The following is a 16,636-nucleotide window of genomic DNA, read 5'->3' as shown; positions in this document are numbered from 1 at the left end:
AGGGAAGATAATGGCAGCTCAAAAGGTTAAAAAGACTAGAAGAAGAAAAGAAAGAAAAAACATTGAGCATGGTGCTGCACACATTAAGTCAACTTTCAATAACTCAATAGTTACTTTAACAGATGCAGTAGGAAATGCGTTATCATGGTCAAGTGCAGGAGCACTAGGATTTAGAGGATCAAGAAAAAGTACTCCATTTGCAGCTCAAATGGCAGCAGAAACAGCAGCTAAAGCAGCAATGGAACATGGATTAAAGAGTATAGAAGTTTATGTTAAAGGACCGGGTTCAGGTAGAGAAGCAGCAATAAGATCTTTACAAGCAGCTGGACTAGAAGTAACTTTAATTAAAGATGTTACTCCAATCCCACATAATGGTTGTAGACCACCAAAGAGAAGAAGAGTCTAATTATAGATCTATATAGGAGGTGTAGTTTAATGGCAAGATATACTGGTGCTACATGTAGATTATGTAGAAGAGAAGGTATGAAACTTTTCCTTAAAGGTGATAGATGTTTTACTGATAAATGTGCTTTTGTAAGAAGAAGCTATGCTCCAGGACAACATGGTGCAAGTAAGAAAAAAATGTCTAACTATGGAATTCAATTAAGAGAAAAGCAAAAAGCAAGAAGAATTTATGGCGTATTAGAAGGCCAATTTAGAACATATTATGAAAAAGCTGAACACATGAAAGGTATTACAGGTGAAAACTTACTTAAATTACTAGAATTAAGACTTGATAACGTAGTTTATAGATTAGGTTACGGTGCATCAAGAAATGAAGCTAGACAATTAGTAACTCATGGACATTTCTTAGTAAATGGTAAGAAAGTTGATATATGTTCATATAAAGTTTCAGTTAACGATGTAATCACTGTATGTGAAAAGAGCAGAGGAAGCGAAAAGTTCAAAACTTTTGCAGAAAATCCAAAGACTTTACCAAAATGGTTAGAAGCTAATGTTGATAACTATGAAGGAAAAGTAGTTGCAGAGCCATCAAGAGAAGATATTGATGTACCTGTTAACGAAACACTTATTGTTGAGTTATACAGCAAGTAATATATTTATATTTGTTGCAGAAATTTATCAAAATATATGCAAATATAGAATCAGTTGCCCTCATAATAAGGTTGCCATTTATAATAAAAGGAGGGTTTATCAATGTTAGAAATCGAAAAGCCAATAATAGAATGTATAGAAGTTAATGAAGACGGTACTTATGGTAAGTACGTTGTTGAACCACTAGAAAGAGGATATGGTATTACACTAGGAAATGCATTAAGAAGAATTTTATTATCATCACTTCCAGGTGTAGCACCAACTTCTGTTAAAATTGATGGTGTGCTTCATGAGTTTTCTACAGTTCAAGGAGTTAAAGAAGATGTTACAGAATTAATTCTTAATATTAAATCATTAGCTTTAAGAATGAACGGTGAAGGTCCAAAAGTAATTTATATTGATGCCAAAGGACCGGGAGAAGTTACTGGAGCAGATATAAAGACTGATGGAGATGTTGAAGTTGTTAATAAGGATCTACATATAGCAACTTTAGATGCTGACGGAAGACTTTACATGGAATTAACAGTTGATAGAGGAAGAGGATACGTTACTCAAAATAAAAATAAGAGCGAAGACCTTCCAATATCAGCCATAGCAGTTGATTCTATCTATACACCAGTAAAGAGAGTGAATTTTACTGTTGATAACACAAGAGTTGGTCAAATTACTGATTATGATAAATTAACTTTAGAGATTTGGACTGATGGTACTATAAAAATAGATGAAGCTATCAGTTTATCTGCAAAGATACTTATTGAACATTTCAAATTATTCATGTCATTAACAGATAATACAAATGATATTGAAGTAATGGTTGAAAAAGAAGAAGATAAAAAAGAAAAAGTTCTAGAAATGACTGTAGAAGAACTTGATTTATCAGTTAGATCATATAACTGTTTAAAGAGAGCAGGAATCAATACAGTACAAGAACTTGCCGGAAAGTCAATGGAAGATATGATGAAGGTAAGAAATCTAGGAAAGAAATCTTTAGAAGAAGTTGAAAGAAAGCTTAAAGAATTAGGCTTATGCCTAAAGTTAGGTGAGGAGTAAGGAGGTAAATCCATGGCAGGTTATCGTAAATTAGGTCTTCCTACAGACCAAAGAAAAGCTATGCTAAGAAATCTTGTTACTAGTTTATTAAAGCATGGTAAGATCGAAACAACTGAAACTAGAGCTAAAGAAACTAGATCTATAGCTGAAAAAATGATTACTCTTGGAAAAAGAGGGGATCTTCATGCTAGAAGACAAGTGTTAGCTTATGTTCAAGAAGAATTAGTTGTTAAGAATTTATTTGATAATGTAGCTCCAAAGTATGCCGATAGAAACGGTGGATATACTAGAATCATTAAGAAAGGTCCTAGAAGAGGAGATGGAGCAGAAATAGTTATACTTGAATTAGTATAATTATAGTACGGGATTAAGTTTGAACTTAATCCCTTTTTTATAAGAAAATTTATCTAAATAAAGTTAATTAATATTAAATTAATATATTATAGAGATGTTTTAGAGAGAATATATAAAAAAATATATATTTTATTGAATATTTATTAGATTAGTATATAATAAACGTATAGAAAAATACTCAATACTAGAAGAATATTATTAAACATTTGTATAATGTAGTAATAATGCATACTGGAGGTAAAAAATGAGAGATGCAATGATTAAGTGCAGTAATGTATCTTTTAAATATATTAATAATACAGAAGGAAAAAATGAAGAGAAATACGCATTAAAAAATGTGAATTTAGAAGTGAAAAAGGGTGAATTTTTAGTTATATTAGGGCATAATGGATCAGGAAAATCTACAATAGCAAAACATATGAATGCTTTAATAACTCCATCAGAAGGAACTGTGATTGTAGATGGTTTAGATACTAGTAATCCAGAAGTATTATGGGATATCAGAGCAAAGGCAGGTATGGTATTTCAAAATCCTGATAATCAACTTGTTGCTACTATAGTTGAAGAGGATGTTGCTTTTGGCCCAGAAAATTTAGGTATAGATCCTGCTGAAATACGTAAGCGTGTTGATGATAGTTTAGAGAAAGTTGGTATGAGCGAATATAAAAGGCATGCACCACATCTATTATCTGGTGGTCAAAAACAAAGAGTGGCTATAGCTGGAATACTTGCAATTGAACCAGAATGTATAATCTTTGATGAACCTACAGCAATGTTAGACCCTTCTGGAAGAAAAGAAGTGCTGAATAATATAAAATATTTAAATAAAGAACATGGAATGACAATAATACTTATTACGCATTATATGGATGAAGCTGCTCAAGCAGATAGAATAATAGTAATGGATGATGGAAGCATAAAAATGGAAGGCACTCCAAGAGAAATATTTCCACAAGTGGAACGTATGAAGACTATTGGATTAGATGTTCCACAGGTGACTGAATTAGCATATGAATTAAAAAAAGCTGGAATTAATATAAATGAAAAAATATTAAATGTAGATGAAATGGTGGAAGAATTATGTCAATTAAAGTAGAAAATTTAACACATATATATATGCCTAAAAGCCCATTTGAAAAAGTTGCGTTAGATAATGTTTCTTTAGATATTAATGATGGAGAATTTATAGCATTGATAGGTCACACAGGTTCAGGAAAATCAACTTTAATTCAACATTTCAATGGCCTTTTAGAAGCAACGAGTGGAAAAATAATAGTAGATGGAATTGATATAACTGATAAGAAAATAAAGCTTTCAGAAATAAGAAAAAAAGTTGGACTAGTGTTTCAATATCCAGAATATCAATTGTTTGAAGAGACTATAGCAAAGGATATAGCTTATGGACCTGGGAATTTAGGACTTTCAGAAGAAGAAATCCAAGAACGAGTTAAGGAATCAATGAAAATGGTGGGTTTAGATTATGAGATATATAAAGATAAATCACCATTTGATTTAAGTGGAGGACAGAAAAGAAGAGTTGCAATAGCAGGTGTTCTAGCTATGAAGCCAACAACTTTAATTTTAGATGAACCAACAGCGGGATTAGATCCAAAAGGAAGAGATGATATACTAAATCAAATTAAAGAACTACATAAAACTTCAAATATGACAATAATAATTGTAAGTCATAGTATGGAGGATGTTGCCAATATGGCTCAAAGAATTATCGTTATGAATCATGGAAAAGTGGCTATTCAAGGAAAGCCTTCTGAAGTTTTTAAAGAAATAGATATGTTAGAGAAGATAGGATTAGGAGTACCGCAGGTTACATATTTGGCTAGAGAGTTAAGAAAAAGAGGATTTAATTTAAGCGATGATATATTTACTATAGAAGAAGCTAAGAAACAGTTATTATCGATATTAAAAGATAATAATATGAGAGGGGGAGAATAGGGGATGTTAAAGGATATTACTATAGGACAATATTTACCAGGAGAGTCCTTTATACATAAACTTGATCCTAGAACAAAAATTTTAATTTCATTATTATTTATAGTATGTCTTTTTTTAATAAATAAATTTGTTGGATATACAGTTGTTGTAGCGTTTTTAATAATGATAATAATGATTGCCAAGATACCACCAAGATTCATTTTTAATGGATTAAAACCAGTACTATTTTTGGTTATGCTTACAGCTATTTTAAATATATTTATGGTTAAAGGAACACCTGATACATTAATATATAAAATAGGATTTTTATATATTTATAAAGAAGGATTAAGTATTGCTGGATTTATGGCCATACGATTGATATTATTAATAACAGGCACATCGTTATTAACATTAACAACTTCTCCTATAGAGCTAACAGATGGAATAGAGCGACTACTTAGGCCGATTGGAAAAGAGATGGCACATGAGTTGGCTATGATGATGACAATAGCGCTTAGATTTATACCAACACTTATGGATGAAACGGATAAAATAATGAAAGCGCAAAAGGCTAGGGGAGCTGACTTTGAAAGTGGAGGATTAATTCAAAAAGCTAAAAATTTAATACCATTATTAGTGCCTTTATTTATCAGCTCATTTAGAAGAGCAGATGAATTAGCAATGGCTATGGAGGCAAGAGGTTATAGAGGTGGAGCTGGAAGAACAAGAATGAAAGTTTTGAAATTTACTTCTAGAGATATTATAGCTTTTAGTGTGTTTGGAGTATTAATTATATGGTGTATAGCAGTTAGATTTGTATTTACAGGAATCATATAATTCTTAATTATGATAGAATTTAAAATAGTATTAATTTTTTTAAATTGGATAATATAATAATAAGCAATGGAGGTTGTTATACTATATATTTATTTATAGTATAACTGCCTTTGTTTAGTTAAGAGGAATTTAAAATGAAAAATATTAAGTTAACAATTGAATTTGACGGTAGTAATTTTTGTGGATGGCAAAAACAGCCTAAAGGAAGAACAGTTCAAGAAACCATAGAAAAGGCTATATTTAAAGCGACTAATGAACAAATAGAGATAAATGGAAGTTCTAGGACTGACTCAGGAGTTCATGCCAAATCCATGGTAGCCAATTTTTTTACAAATAGCACAATTCCATCTGAAAAATTTAGAGAAGCAATTAATGTTAGATTGCCAGAAGATGTTTCTATTATTAAATCAGAGGAAGTGGCTGAAAATTTTCATGCAAGGTACTCTTCGAAAGGAAAGACTTATTCATATACTATAATAAATAGATATGAGAGGCTATCACTAGGGCATCAATATTTATATCATTATAGATATCCATTAGATTTTAATAAGATGGAGGAAGCGTGTAAGTATTTTGTAGGTACTCATGATTTTAGAGCATTTATGTCTCCAGGGAGTTCAATAAAAACCACAATTAGAACAATCTACGAATTATATTTAAAAAGAGATGGAGATAAAATACAGATTTTTATAACTGGAAATGGATTTTTATATAATATGGTTAGAATTATAGTAGGAACATTATTAAAAGTAGGAAATGGCAAAATAAAACCAGAAGAAATTGAGAGCATAATTAAAGAAGGAAATAGAAAGCGTGCGGGAATGTGCGTTCCAGCTAATGGATTAATATTAGAAAAAGTTTTTTATTAAATACCAAAAAATTGTTGACACGCCCGTAAGCGTGTATTATAATAGATTTGTTTGTTAAATATTTATGTAATTAAGATCCACTAGCCCCGGGTCTTGACATAAAAAATTTACTTTAAGTGAAAGTAAAAAATTAATGTAAGTTCAGGGAGGGAAACAGATGAAATCATACATTGCAAAAGCAAGTGAAATTGAAAGAAAATGGTATGTTGTTGATGCTGCTGGTAAGCCATTAGGTAGAGTTGCTAGCCAAGTTGCTTCAATTTTAAGAGGTAAAAATAAACCAACATTCACACCTAACGTTGACTGTGGAGATTTTGTTATCGTAATTAACGCTGAAAAGGTTGTTTTAACTGGTAAGAAGTTAGATCAAAAATTAATGAGAAAGCATAGCCTTTACCCAGGTGGATTAAAAGAAACTCCATACAGAGTAGTATTAGATAAGAAACCAGAATTTGCTTTCGAAGAAGCTGTAAGAAGAATGCTTCCAACAGGTGTTTTAGGAAGACAAATGTTAAAGAAACTAAATGTATANTTATCGTAATTAACGCTGAAAAGGTTGTTTTAACTGGTAAGAAGTTAGATCAAAAATTAATGAGAAAGCATAGCCTTTACCCAGGTGGATTAAAAGAAACTCCATACAGAGTAGTATTAGATAAGAAACCAGAATTTGCTTTCGAAGAAGCTGTAAGAAGAATGCTTCCAACAGGTGTTTTAGTAAGACAAATGTTAAAGAAACTAAATGTATATAGAGGTGCTGATCATAAACATGCAGCTCAAAAACCAGAAGTACTTGAATTAAGATACTAATATGATCTCGGGAGGAGGAAGAAAAATGGCAAAAGTTCAATATATGGGAACTGGAAGAAGAAAAAAATCAGTTGCAAGAGTAAGACTAGTACCAGGAAATGGTAACGTAGTTGTAAATAAAAGAGATATCGAAAATTATTTTGGTTTAGAAACTTTAAGAGTTATCGTTAACCAACCATTAGTTTTAACTGGAGCTAAAGAAAAGTTTGACGTTTTAGTAAATGTTCACGGTGGTGGATTTACAGGTCAAGCAGGAGCTATCAGACACGGTATAGCTAGAGCATTAGTTAAATCTGATGAAGCTTTAAAGTCAGAATTAAAGAAGGCTGGATTCTTAACTAGAGATCCAAGAATGAAGGAAAGAAAGAAATACGGTCTTAAAAAGGCAAGAAGAGCTCCTCAATTCTCAAAGAGATAATTATTGGAGTTATACAAACCCCACGAATTCAATATTCGTGGGGTTTTCTCTTATATAAAATTTTATGAAAATAGGTTGTTTTTTATCTATAAGTAATAAATAAAAGATCTATTAATAGTAATATAGAAATATAGAACAACTTCTGGTAAAATATTCTATATTATTTAAAAAGGTAGGTTACTAAATGAATGATAATAAAATAACTATAAGAACAAAAATAATTAATAATTTTTAGTGGCCTATATTGGGGATTGTGTTCATTCGTCATGGTATTAATGAAAAATTTATTGGAGGAATTATAGCAGGTTTACTTATTACTTTAATAGTATGCTTAGAAGTAATGTTTAAGCGTATTGAATTAGATGGGGATAAAAGGAATGTATTTGAAAACTCATTTATATCAAGAATCAATTATACAAAAAAGGATTATTCAATATTTTATTCTAATTATAAACATATATTTAATAATGTTAATAAGAAACAACTTATAGCAGCTATAGATGAATGGGAAGAAGTTAAGAAAAAAAGAAAAGATAAAATTAGCAAAAGATCAAATAAAAGATGCTTTTATAGAATTAAATTGAAAGTAACATATGAAGTTGTACTTATAGAAAAAATAATTAATAAATAGAGTATATTATTTGTGAAATAATTAGAATAAATAGTATATAATTAGACTTAAAATTACAAATATATAGAATAAATTCAATAATAATCAACAAAAATTGGTTAAATTAATAATTAATATTAAATGTAAGTTAAAATTTAAGTAAATATATTAACAATAGGTTAAATTTAATGTAAACTGTTGATTGGTAATAAATAAATTAGCCAAAGGAGAATAAGGTTTTGGAAACAATAAAAGTTATTATTCAATTAATGGGTGGACTAGGACTATTTATTTATGGTATGAAATTAATGGGAGATGGACTGGAAAATGCAGCAGGAGACGGTTTAAAATCAATCCTGGAAAAAGTAACAAGTAATCGTCTAATGGGAGTTGCAATTGGTGCGATTGTTACAATGGTAATTCAGAGTAGTAGTGCTACAACTGTTATGGTAGTTGGTTTTGTTAATGCAGGACTAATGAGTTTAGCACAAGCTGCTGGAATAATAATGGGAGCTAATATAGGAACAACAATAACAGCTCAATTGGTAGCATTTAAATTAGATCAAATAGCTCCATTGTTTGTATTTGTTGGTGCAGCATTAGTAATGTTTGCAAGAGCAAAGAAAAGAAGAGAAATAGGAAATATAATATTAGGTTTTGGTATATTATTTACTGGGATGGGAATAATGAGTGGAGCAATGAAGCCACTAGCGTCTTCGCCTGCTTTTACTAACATACTAATTGCTATAGGTGATAATTGGTTTATAGGAATTATAGCAGGAGCTGCAATTACTGCGATACTTCAAAGTTCATCTGCAACAACAGGTATACTAATTGCATTAGCTACTACTGGAACTATAGATATTGGTCTTGCTTTACCAGTTGTATTTGGATGTAATATAGGAACATGTATTACTGCAATGATTGCTAGTATAGGAACTAATAAGACAGCACATAAAGCAGCTTTACTACATCTTATATTCAATATAGTTGGTACTATAATATTCTTGCCATTCTTAGGCGTATTAGCAAGATTTGTTCAATATACTAGTCCAGATGATGTTAGTAGACAAATTGCTAATGCACATACAGTATTTAATATAGCGAATACAGCCTTATTATTACCATTTACTACGTACATAATAAAATTTATAAATAGAGTAATACCTTGTGAAGAAAATGAAGAAAAAGTTGGACCTAAATATATAGATGATAGAGTGCTTGAAACACCAGTTATAGCTGCTGGTCAAGTAATAAAGGAAACAATTAGAATGGCTAATAAGGCTAAGCAAAACGTTGAATTAGCAATGAAGGCATTTGTAGATAATGATGAAGAATTAATACAAAAGGTATATGAAAATGAAAAAATAATAAATGTATTAGAAGAAAGTATAACTACATACTTAATAAAGCTTGCAAAATGTGATTTATCCGATAGAGAAAAAGGAATAGTGGCATCTACATTTCATGTAATAATAGATATAGAAAGAATCGGAGATCATGCTGAGAATATTGCGGATTTATCAATCGAAAAAATTAATAAAAAACTTAAATATAGTAAAGACGCCATAGATGAATTATATGAAATATATAACACTACATTAGAAGCATTAGAGATAGCAGTAGAATCATATGAAAATAGGAATATCAATCAAGCTAGAAATATTGTTGAAATTGAGGATAAAATTGATACATATCAAAAGAAATATAGAGAAAAACATATTCAAAGATTATATGATGGAAAATGTAATGCATTTGCAGGAGCTATTTTCCTAGACTTAGTAAGCTCTTTTGAAAGAATAGGAGATCATTCTACTAATATAGCTGAAAGTGTTATAGAGAATTATGTGAATTAAAATAATTATAACAGAATTTGTTTTAACCCTATCAAATAAAAAAATTATTTGATAGCGTTATTTTTTATCTGTGAGTGATATTATATACAGATTTACTATTGTATAAATACTTATGAGTAAGCAAATACTAATTTTATAAAGCTTTACTAATAGGAGGATTCAAAAGAATGAGATATATAAGAGCACTAACATTATTATGCATTACAATTATGTTATTCTCATTACCAACTACAGTTTTCGCTGAGAGTAATCAAGATAAACATATAATATTAATAGACCCAGGTCATGGTGGAATTGATGGTGGAGCAAAAAGTAAAAGTGGAACTATCGAGAAAGATATAAATTTAGATATTTCATTAAAGTTAAGGGATTATTTACTTGAAAAAGGGTATGAAGTTCATATGACTAGAGAAGAAGATAAAGAACTTGATACTAAAAAAGTAAATGATCTTACACAAAGATGCAAATTAAAAAAGGAAACAAATTGCGATATTTTTATTTCTATACATCAAAACATGTTTCAACAGTCTAGCTGCTTTGGAGCGCAGGTATGGTATTCGGATAATGAGAATAGTAGATTGCTTGCAGAAAGTGTTCAAGAATCAATGAAGAGTGTAATAAAGGATAATAATAAAAGAATTCCTAAGGCAGCTAAAAATCAATATAAGATATTGCGTGATGGTTATGAAGGTGGAAGTATTATAGTTGAATGTGGATTTTTATCTAATCATGAAGAAGAGCAGAGATTAAAAGATTCAAATCATCAAGATAAAATAGTTGAAGGGATAGCATTAGGAATAGAAAAATATTTTGAAGATAATAAGTAAATTAAACATTACCACCTTATTTAACAATAAAAATAAGATGGTAATTTTTTTATATATAATTTATTTATAAATTTGGACCAACTTCTATGCTATTCTTAGGTGGAGATTGGATATAATAGGTGCTATGTACTAATAGAAATATATTATAAGTTATTAGACATATTAGGCAGATGACTAAAAAATATATTATAATATTAGCAATTTTGTTAAGTAGTGAGTTTTTCATAAATCACCTCAAATATAACTATTTATAATTTAAATATAATAAAGAAAATATTAAATTATGAAGGAAAAATAAAAATTTATTTAACAATTTAAAATTATAGTAGTTTAGATAATTTTAGTTAATAATCTAATTTGTTTTTTGCTTGTAAATATTAAGAAATATATTTAAACTTATATTTAGTACAAGCAAAGGAGTTTTTAGGATGAGAGAATTAAATGTTGGAGTTATAACAGAGGCAGTAAGGAATTTATGTATTGAAGCTAATTATTATCTAGGAGATGATATAAAAGAAGCTTTAGAGATATCTAAGAAGAAAGAAACATGGAAGCTAGCTGAAGATGTACTAGATAAAATAATTATTAATTCTGAAATTGCATGTAAAGATGAGATGCCTATTTGTCAGGATACTGGTATGGCATGTGTTTTTATGGAAATAGGACAAGATGTTCATCTTGTAGGAGGAAAGCTAGAAGATGCCATAAATGAGGGTGTAAGAAGAGGATATGAGGAGGGATACTTAAGAAAATCAGTTGTAGGAGATCCAATAGAAAGAATAAATACTAAGGATAATACTCCTGCTATAATTTACTATGATATTGTAGAAGGAGATAAAGTTAAAATTACATTAGCACCAAAGGGATTTGGATCTGAAAATATGAGTAAGATAGGAATGTTAAAACCTTCAGATGGAATTGAAGGAGTAAAGAAGTTTATATTAGAAACTGTAAAGGCTGCTGGCCCAAATCCATGTCCTCCTATGGTAATTGGAGTAGGAATAGGAGGGACATTTGACAAAGCTGCATATTTGGCTAAAAAGGCTCTTATAAGACCTATTGATATTAGAAACAAAAATGAGTTTTATAAAGAATTAGAAGAAGAATTATTAGAAAAAGTAAATAAATTTGGTATAGGGCCACAAGGCTTCGGGGGAAGAACTACTGCGCTAGGTCTAAATATAGAGGTTTATCCTACTCATATAGCAGGTTTGCCAGTGGCAGTAAATATTAATTGTCATGCAACTAGACACAAAGAAATAATATTATAGGAGATTGGATTATGGATATTAAATTACATACACCTCTTACAGAAGATAAAATATCAAATTTAAAAGCTGGAGATAACATATTATTAAGTGGAGTTATATATTCAGCAAGAGATGCTGCTCATAAACGTCTAATTGAATTATTAGATAAAGGAAAAGAATTGCCTCTAAATATAAAAGATGAAACAATATATTATGTTGGACCATCACCAGCAAAGCCTGGTCAAGTAATTGGTTCAGCAGGTCCGACTACTAGTTATAGAATGGATGCCTATGCACCTAGATTAATGGATCTTGGATTAAAAGGAATGATTGGAAAAGGTGCAAGAAATGAAGAGGTTATAGATTCTATAAAGAAAAATAAAGCAGTATATTTTGGAGCTATTGGTGGAGCTGCAGCTTTAATTGGGAAGAGTATAATTAAGTCTGAAATAATTGCCTATGAAGATTTAGGTGCGGAGGCAATTAGAAGAATGGAAGTAAAGGATATGCCTTTAGTTGTAATTATAGATCCACAAGGTAATAACCTTTATGATATAGGACAAAAAAGTTATTTAGAATCAGTAAAGTAAAAATAATCAACAAAAACAACAAAAAAATAATCTATTGTGGATAAAAACAATAGATTATTTTTTTATTGTGGATTAATTTTAAATTTAGTGAATTAAATTTATAAATATATTATATATTTATAAAACCCTTGCCTCGTACTTCTGATATATCAATTATAGTTATAAATGCCATTGGATCTATTTGATGAACAATATTTTTTAATAAAATCATTTGACGTGACGTAACAATACAGTAAAGCATCTTTTTTCTATCATGAGTATATTCGCCTTCAGCAACAAGTGAAGTAACACCACGATGTAAATCTTTTATTACGTATTCTATAACTTCTTCTTCTTTTTCAGTTAATATAAGAAGTAGTTTTTTACTGCTAAATCCTTTTAGCATCCTATCTAGTACTGTACTTTGAATAAATAATGAAATTAAAGTGTATAAAGCTTGGGGAATTCCAAATATAATAGCACCTAATATAATGATTATTATATTGAGAGAAAATCCTAATGCACCTATATTAAAATTAGAAAATTTTTTTCTAATAAGCATTGTTATTATATCTGTTCCGCCAGTAGAACCATTTCTAAGAAATACTAATCCATATCCAATACCACATAATACACCACCATAAATACAAAAAATAAGTAGATCATTTTCTAATGGTATTAAATTAGTTAATGGTTTAGTAAGCATAAGTGATATTGAAAGAGATAACATTCCTAGTGTAGTATATATAGTAAATGATTTATCTAATTTTTTATAACTTATTATTAATAAAGGAATATTCAAAAGAAATACGACTATTCCGGCAGGAAGTCCTATTGTATACTCTAAAATTAATGCTAATCCTGTAGCTCCACCACTTAATAATTTTGCATGTGATAGAAATAGGTTAACTCCGAGTGAAGCTATTGTGCAACCTAAAAAAATGAAGATAACATCAATTAATGTAGCTTTATATTTGTAGTACGTATTCATTTTAAATGCTCCTTTACTATCTATATGTATAGTCAATATATTAATACACTTTTATAAGACAAAAATCAAGAAATAATATAAAAGGATAAATAATGTTGAAATAATAATTTTAATAAGAGATAATATTTCTATATTAAAATAGAAAAAATAAAAAACATTATTAATTATTTGTTTAAAATAAATGGATAAAAATATAAAAATAATAATTCTAATGTTAAAACAAAATACTGTAACAGATATATAATAATCTTTATTGTATATTGATAGTATTTGTATAATTTATTTATATAATAACTATAAATTAGAATCGAATTAAATTAATAAGGAGATTAATTATGAGAGTTAAATTACCTGGCAGTGATAAAATGAAAAAAGTATTATTAATAACCCTATTAATAATAGCAATTGGAATATTGATATATGAAGGAATAATGAATAGAAAATTTAAAGATAGAGAGGAAATAAATAATAGTTCAAATACTATGATTATAAATAGCAATAATTCCGATTATATTGAAGAAAATAATGAAAATAGAAAAGAGCCTAATGATATGGATGGCATATATACTATATCAGAAGAGGAAAATAATATATATAATGAGGCATATAGATTATTTTTTTCTAATGAATATGAAAATGCAATAAATAAAGCTAATGAGCTTGTAAATAATTACCCTAATAATTATATGGGATATAACATAAGAGGAATAGCAAAAGCATATAATGGTGATTATGAAGAGGGAATGAATGATATAGATAAGGCTCTATCTATAAAAGATGATTATGGTTATGCAATTTTTAATAAAGCACTCACCTATGAACTATATGGAAATATGGATGAAGCATTAAAGTGGTATAATAAAGATTTAGAAATAGAAGATTATGTATGGAGTTATTATGGCATTGCATCTATATATGGAAGACGAGGTGATATTAATAATACAATGAAATATCTGAATAAAGCTATAGAAATTGATCCGGCAGCTAAAGAAGTTGCACAAAATGAGCATGATTTTGAACCAGTAAGATCATCTGAAGAATTTCAAAAAGTAGTATATAATTAAAGTAGTATTATTGTTTAGAAAATTATTTGGGAGGATCTAAAGTATGTTTAATGTTTTAGTAGTTGACGATGAAAAAGAAATAAGAGATGCAATTGAGATATATTTACGAGGCGAAAATTTGAAGGTATTTAAAGCTGGAGATGGTATAGAAGCACTAGAAATATTAGAAGAGGAAAAAATTCATTTAATTATACTAGATATAATGATGCCGAGATTGGATGGAATAAGAACTTGCCTTAAAATAAGAGAAAAGCAAAATTTACCTATAATCATGTTATCTGCAAAGGGAGAAGATTCGGATAAAATTTTAGGGCTAAATGTAGGTGCTGATGATTATATGACAAAGCCATTCAATCACTTAGAATTAGTTGCAAGAGTTAAATCACAATTAAGAAGATATGAAAAACCGTTGAATAGTGGAGAAAGTGAAGATGTTATAAAAGTTAAAGATTTAGTTATAGATACCATAGCTAAAAAAATAACATTAAGGGGAGAAGAAGTAAAAGTTACTGCAACAGAGTATAAGATATTACACTTATTAGCCTCTAATTTAGGAAAAGTATTTTCAATTAAAGAAATATATGAGATGGTATGGGAAGAACCTTTTTATAAAAGTGAAAATACAGTTACAGTACATATCAGAAGAATACGAGAAAAAATAGAATTAAATACAAAGGAGCCAGAGTATATTAAGGTGGTGTGGGGTATTGGATATAAGATTGAAAAAGAAAATTAAAGAGTATTTTTCTAGCATATATCTTTTTGATGTAATAGTAGTTTCCACAATAACATTATTTTTAATATCAGAAATAGGGGATTACGTTAAAAATAATAGAATAGACTATCAGATAGGAAACAAGTTAGGCGAAAATTTAATAGTGGGATTAATGATTCTAGTTATTTACATAGTATATATTATTAAGCTCTTTATAATAATTAAAAGGAATCCAAAGTCGCCACAAATAAAATCTAAGTTAATAAATAACATAGTCTATGTCATGAAAAATGGATTTAATTATGATGATACTAGAAAAACTTTGATTATATCTATGACTGTATTAACAATTCTTTTAATTACGTATTTATACTTTCTTGCAACCGGTGGATATGAAAATAATATATTTGTTCGCTTTTTTAAGACTTATCCATTTAAAGGAACTATACTTATAATTGTATTGCTATTCCTGGCGACAATTTATATTATAAAAAAGACATTAGATGTAATTATAGTTAATGATGCTCTTAAAAAGGTGAATGAGGGGAATTGGGAAGAGGATATAAAATTAGAAGGTTCTCCTGCAATTGAAGAATTAGCTCATAATATAAACCTAATAAAGAAAATATATGATGATATTTTATATGAAGGGGTAAAAAATGAGAAATTAAAAACAGAACTTATATCAAATGTTTCACATGATTTAAAAACACCATTAACATCAATAATCAATTATGTTAATATATTAAAAAATCCAGATATAACAGAAGAAGAAAGAACGGAGTATTTATTAATTTTAGAAAAAAAATCATTAAAATTAAAATCGTTAATAGAAGATCTATTTGAGATGTCTAAAATTAATAGTGGAAAGATTAAATTAAATAAAGAATTAATAGATTTACTATCATTAATCCATCAAGAAGTAGGAGAATATAGTACACTATATGAAGAAAAAAACATATCTTTTAAAGTTACATCAGAAGAAGAATTTATATACATGGAGTTAGATGGAAAATTGATGTCTCGTGCATTGGAGAACGTGATTGTGAATGCATTGAAATATTCTATGGATAATACCAGAGTATATATAAAAGCTGAAAAGAAAGAAAACAATGTAAAAATTTCTGTTAAAAATATTGCGAATTATGAGATGAATTTTAATGAGAGTGAGATTTTTGAAAGGTTTGCTAGAGGTGATAAGTCTAGAAATTCAAAAGTTGAAGGATCAGGATTAGGACTTGCAATAACCAAAAGTATAATTGAGTTACATGGTGGAGAAGTTAATATAAAGAGAGAAGGAGATATGTTTAAACTATATATATCATTACCTGTTAATTAAGAAAAAATACTAGTAAATAAAATTTATTATTTAAGCAGTTAATTCGTAGAAAAGAAGAGATTAGCTGCTTTTTCTTAGCTTAATTTAGA

19 protein-coding genes and 1 pseudogene are annotated in these 16,636 nt (G+C 28.6%); 19 read left to right on the top strand and 1 reads right to left on the bottom strand.

Annotated elements, in window-relative coordinates; all coding sequences use genetic code 11:
* Positions 1 to 10 precede the first annotated feature (10 nt).
* From rpsK to BN2920_RS03020, 16 genes and pseudogenes are all read left to right on the top strand, one after another.
* Positions 11 to 406: a 30S ribosomal protein S11 gene (gene rpsK / locus BN2920_RS03095; protein ID WP_058293573.1), complete on the top strand. Its 396-nt coding sequence runs from the start codon at positions 11 to 13 to the stop codon at positions 404 to 406.
* A 29-nt stretch (positions 407 to 435) separates the two neighbouring features.
* The gene (gene rpsD / locus BN2920_RS03090; protein ID WP_058293572.1) at positions 436 to 1,056 is read left to right on the top strand and encodes a 30S ribosomal protein S4; all 621 of its coding nucleotides are present in this window, start codon (positions 436 to 438) and stop codon (positions 1,054 to 1,056) included.
* A 102-nt stretch (positions 1,057 to 1,158) separates the two neighbouring features.
* Positions 1,159 to 2,106, top strand: a complete 948-nt coding sequence (locus tag BN2920_RS03085) for a DNA-directed RNA polymerase subunit alpha (protein WP_058293571.1) — start codon at positions 1,159 to 1,161, stop codon at positions 2,104 to 2,106.
* A 12-nt stretch (positions 2,107 to 2,118) separates the two neighbouring features.
* Positions 2,119 to 2,460, top strand: coding sequence for a 50S ribosomal protein L17 (gene rplQ, locus BN2920_RS03080; protein WP_058293570.1), 342 nt, complete (start codon positions 2,119 to 2,121; stop codon positions 2,458 to 2,460).
* Between the two features lie 244 nt (positions 2,461 to 2,704).
* Positions 2,705 to 3,556 carry an energy-coupling factor transporter ATPase gene (locus BN2920_RS03075; RefSeq protein ID WP_058293569.1) on the top strand — a complete coding sequence of 284 codons (852 nt, stop codon included), beginning with the start codon at positions 2,705 to 2,707 and terminating at the stop codon, positions 3,554 to 3,556.
* Complete coding sequence (locus BN2920_RS03070; RefSeq protein WP_058293568.1) at positions 3,541 to 4,413, top strand: energy-coupling factor transporter ATPase; 873 nt, start codon at positions 3,541 to 3,543, stop codon at positions 4,411 to 4,413. Before BN2920_RS03075 ends, BN2920_RS03070 begins: the two co-directional genes overlap by 16 nt.
* 3 nt (positions 4,414 to 4,416) lie before the next feature.
* Entirely contained in the window at positions 4,417 to 5,232 is an 816-nt protein-coding gene (locus tag BN2920_RS03065; RefSeq protein WP_058293567.1) for an energy-coupling factor transporter transmembrane component T family protein, read from the top strand.
* Positions 5,233 to 5,366: 134 nt separating this feature from the next.
* Entirely contained in the window at positions 5,367 to 6,101 is a 735-nt protein-coding gene (gene truA, locus BN2920_RS03060; RefSeq protein ID WP_058293566.1) for a tRNA pseudouridine(38-40) synthase TruA, read from the top strand.
* A gap of 157 nt (positions 6,102 to 6,258) precedes the next feature.
* The gene (gene rplM, locus BN2920_RS03055; protein WP_058293565.1) at positions 6,259 to 6,642 is read left to right on the top strand and encodes a 50S ribosomal protein L13; all 384 of its coding nucleotides are present in this window, start codon (positions 6,259 to 6,261) and stop codon (positions 6,640 to 6,642) included.
* Positions 6,636 to 6,908: pseudogene (gene rplM, locus BN2920_RS03050) on the top strand (50S ribosomal protein L13); the annotation flags it as partial. The gene rplM (BN2920_RS03055) and the pseudogene rplM (BN2920_RS03050), both read left to right, overlap by 7 nt.
* Before the next feature lie 25 nt (positions 6,909 to 6,933).
* A complete protein-coding gene (gene rpsI / locus BN2920_RS03045; protein ID WP_058293564.1) occupies positions 6,934 to 7,326 on the top strand; it encodes a 30S ribosomal protein S9 in 393 nt (130 codons plus the stop codon).
* 244 nt (positions 7,327 to 7,570) lie between these two features.
* A complete protein-coding gene (locus BN2920_RS03040) occupies positions 7,571 to 7,957 on the top strand; it encodes a hypothetical protein (RefSeq protein ID WP_098021069.1) in 387 nt (128 codons plus the stop codon).
* A gap of 218 nt (positions 7,958 to 8,175) precedes the next feature.
* Positions 8,176 to 9,792 carry a Na/Pi cotransporter family protein gene (locus BN2920_RS03035; RefSeq protein ID WP_058293562.1) on the top strand — a complete coding sequence of 539 codons (1,617 nt, stop codon included), beginning with the start codon at positions 8,176 to 8,178 and terminating at the stop codon, positions 9,790 to 9,792.
* 167 nt (positions 9,793 to 9,959) lie between these two features.
* Positions 9,960 to 10,619, top strand: a complete 660-nt coding sequence (gene cwlD, locus BN2920_RS03030; RefSeq protein ID WP_058293561.1) for an N-acetylmuramoyl-L-alanine amidase CwlD — start codon at positions 9,960 to 9,962, stop codon at positions 10,617 to 10,619.
* Between the two features lie 428 nt (positions 10,620 to 11,047).
* The gene (locus BN2920_RS03025) at positions 11,048 to 11,890 is read left to right on the top strand and encodes a fumarate hydratase (protein ID WP_058293560.1); all 843 of its coding nucleotides are present in this window, start codon (positions 11,048 to 11,050) and stop codon (positions 11,888 to 11,890) included.
* An 11-nt stretch (positions 11,891 to 11,901) separates the two neighbouring features.
* Positions 11,902 to 12,459 (top strand): Fe-S-containing hydro-lyase, encoded by a 558-nt coding sequence (locus BN2920_RS03020; protein WP_058293559.1) that lies wholly within the window; start codon positions 11,902 to 11,904, stop codon positions 12,457 to 12,459.
* Positions 12,460 to 12,568: 109 nt separating this feature from the next.
* On the opposite strand, the gene BN2920_RS03015 is transcribed toward BN2920_RS03020, so the two are convergent.
* Positions 12,569 to 13,429 (bottom strand): YitT family protein, encoded by an 861-nt coding sequence (locus BN2920_RS03015; RefSeq protein ID WP_058293558.1) that lies wholly within the window; start codon positions 13,427 to 13,429, stop codon positions 12,569 to 12,571.
* Positions 13,430 to 13,761: 332 nt separating this feature from the next.
* Between BN2920_RS03015 and BN2920_RS03010 the strand changes: the two genes are divergently transcribed.
* The 3 genes from BN2920_RS03010 to BN2920_RS03000 are packed head-to-tail and all read left to right on the top strand — an operon-like array spanning position 13,762 to position 16,547.
* On the top strand, positions 13,762 to 14,493 hold the full coding sequence (locus BN2920_RS03010; RefSeq protein WP_058293557.1) for a tetratricopeptide repeat protein: 732 nt from the start codon (positions 13,762 to 13,764) through the stop codon (positions 14,491 to 14,493).
* Positions 14,494 to 14,536: 43 nt separating this feature from the next.
* Positions 14,537 to 15,229: a response regulator transcription factor gene (locus BN2920_RS03005; RefSeq protein ID WP_058293556.1), complete on the top strand. Its 693-nt coding sequence runs from the start codon at positions 14,537 to 14,539 to the stop codon at positions 15,227 to 15,229.
* Positions 15,201 to 16,547: a sensor histidine kinase gene (locus BN2920_RS03000; RefSeq protein WP_058293555.1), complete on the top strand. Its 1,347-nt coding sequence runs from the start codon at positions 15,201 to 15,203 to the stop codon at positions 16,545 to 16,547. Before BN2920_RS03005 ends, BN2920_RS03000 begins: the two co-directional genes overlap by 29 nt.
* Positions 16,548 to 16,636 lie beyond the last annotated feature (89 nt).

It is taken from the genome of Clostridium neonatale (assembly GCF_001458595.1).
Taxonomy (GTDB): domain Bacteria; phylum Bacillota; class Clostridia; order Clostridiales; family Clostridiaceae; genus Clostridium; species Clostridium neonatale.
This window is presented reverse-complemented; position numbering and strand designations above follow the sequence as displayed.

What these genes read in the sequence shown, in the direction of transcription:
- rpsK (WP_058293573.1), top strand. Translation starts at nt 11, where the DNA reads ATGGCAGCTCAAAAGGTTAAAAAGACTAGAAGAAGAAAAGAAAGAAAA.
- rpsD (WP_058293572.1), top strand. Translation starts at nt 436, where the DNA reads ATGGCAAGATATACTGGTGCTACATGTAGATTATGTAGAAGAGAAGGT.
- BN2920_RS03085 (WP_058293571.1), top strand. Translation starts at nt 1,159, where the DNA reads ATGTTAGAAATCGAAAAGCCAATAATAGAATGTATAGAAGTTAATGAA.
- rplQ (WP_058293570.1), top strand. Translation starts at nt 2,119, where the DNA reads ATGGCAGGTTATCGTAAATTAGGTCTTCCTACAGACCAAAGAAAAGCT.
- BN2920_RS03075 (WP_058293569.1), top strand. Translation starts at nt 2,705, where the DNA reads ATGAGAGATGCAATGATTAAGTGCAGTAATGTATCTTTTAAATATATT.
- BN2920_RS03070 (WP_058293568.1), top strand. Translation starts at nt 3,541, where the DNA reads ATGTCAATTAAAGTAGAAAATTTAACACATATATATATGCCTAAAAGC.
- BN2920_RS03065 (WP_058293567.1), top strand. Translation starts at nt 4,417, where the DNA reads ATGTTAAAGGATATTACTATAGGACAATATTTACCAGGAGAGTCCTTT.
- truA (WP_058293566.1), top strand. Translation starts at nt 5,367, where the DNA reads ATGAAAAATATTAAGTTAACAATTGAATTTGACGGTAGTAATTTTTGT.
- rpsI (WP_058293564.1), top strand. Translation starts at nt 6,934, where the DNA reads ATGGCAAAAGTTCAATATATGGGAACTGGAAGAAGAAAAAAATCAGTT.
- cwlD (WP_058293561.1), top strand. Translation starts at nt 9,960, where the DNA reads ATGAGATATATAAGAGCACTAACATTATTATGCATTACAATTATGTTA.
- BN2920_RS03025 (WP_058293560.1), top strand. Translation starts at nt 11,048, where the DNA reads ATGAGAGAATTAAATGTTGGAGTTATAACAGAGGCAGTAAGGAATTTA.
- BN2920_RS03020 (WP_058293559.1), top strand. Translation starts at nt 11,902, where the DNA reads ATGGATATTAAATTACATACACCTCTTACAGAAGATAAAATATCAAAT.
- BN2920_RS03015 (WP_058293558.1), bottom strand. Translation starts at nt 13,429, where the DNA reads ATGAATACGTACTACAAATATAAAGCTACATTAATTGATGTTATCTTC.
- BN2920_RS03005 (WP_058293556.1), top strand. Translation starts at nt 14,537, where the DNA reads ATGTTTAATGTTTTAGTAGTTGACGATGAAAAAGAAATAAGAGATGCA.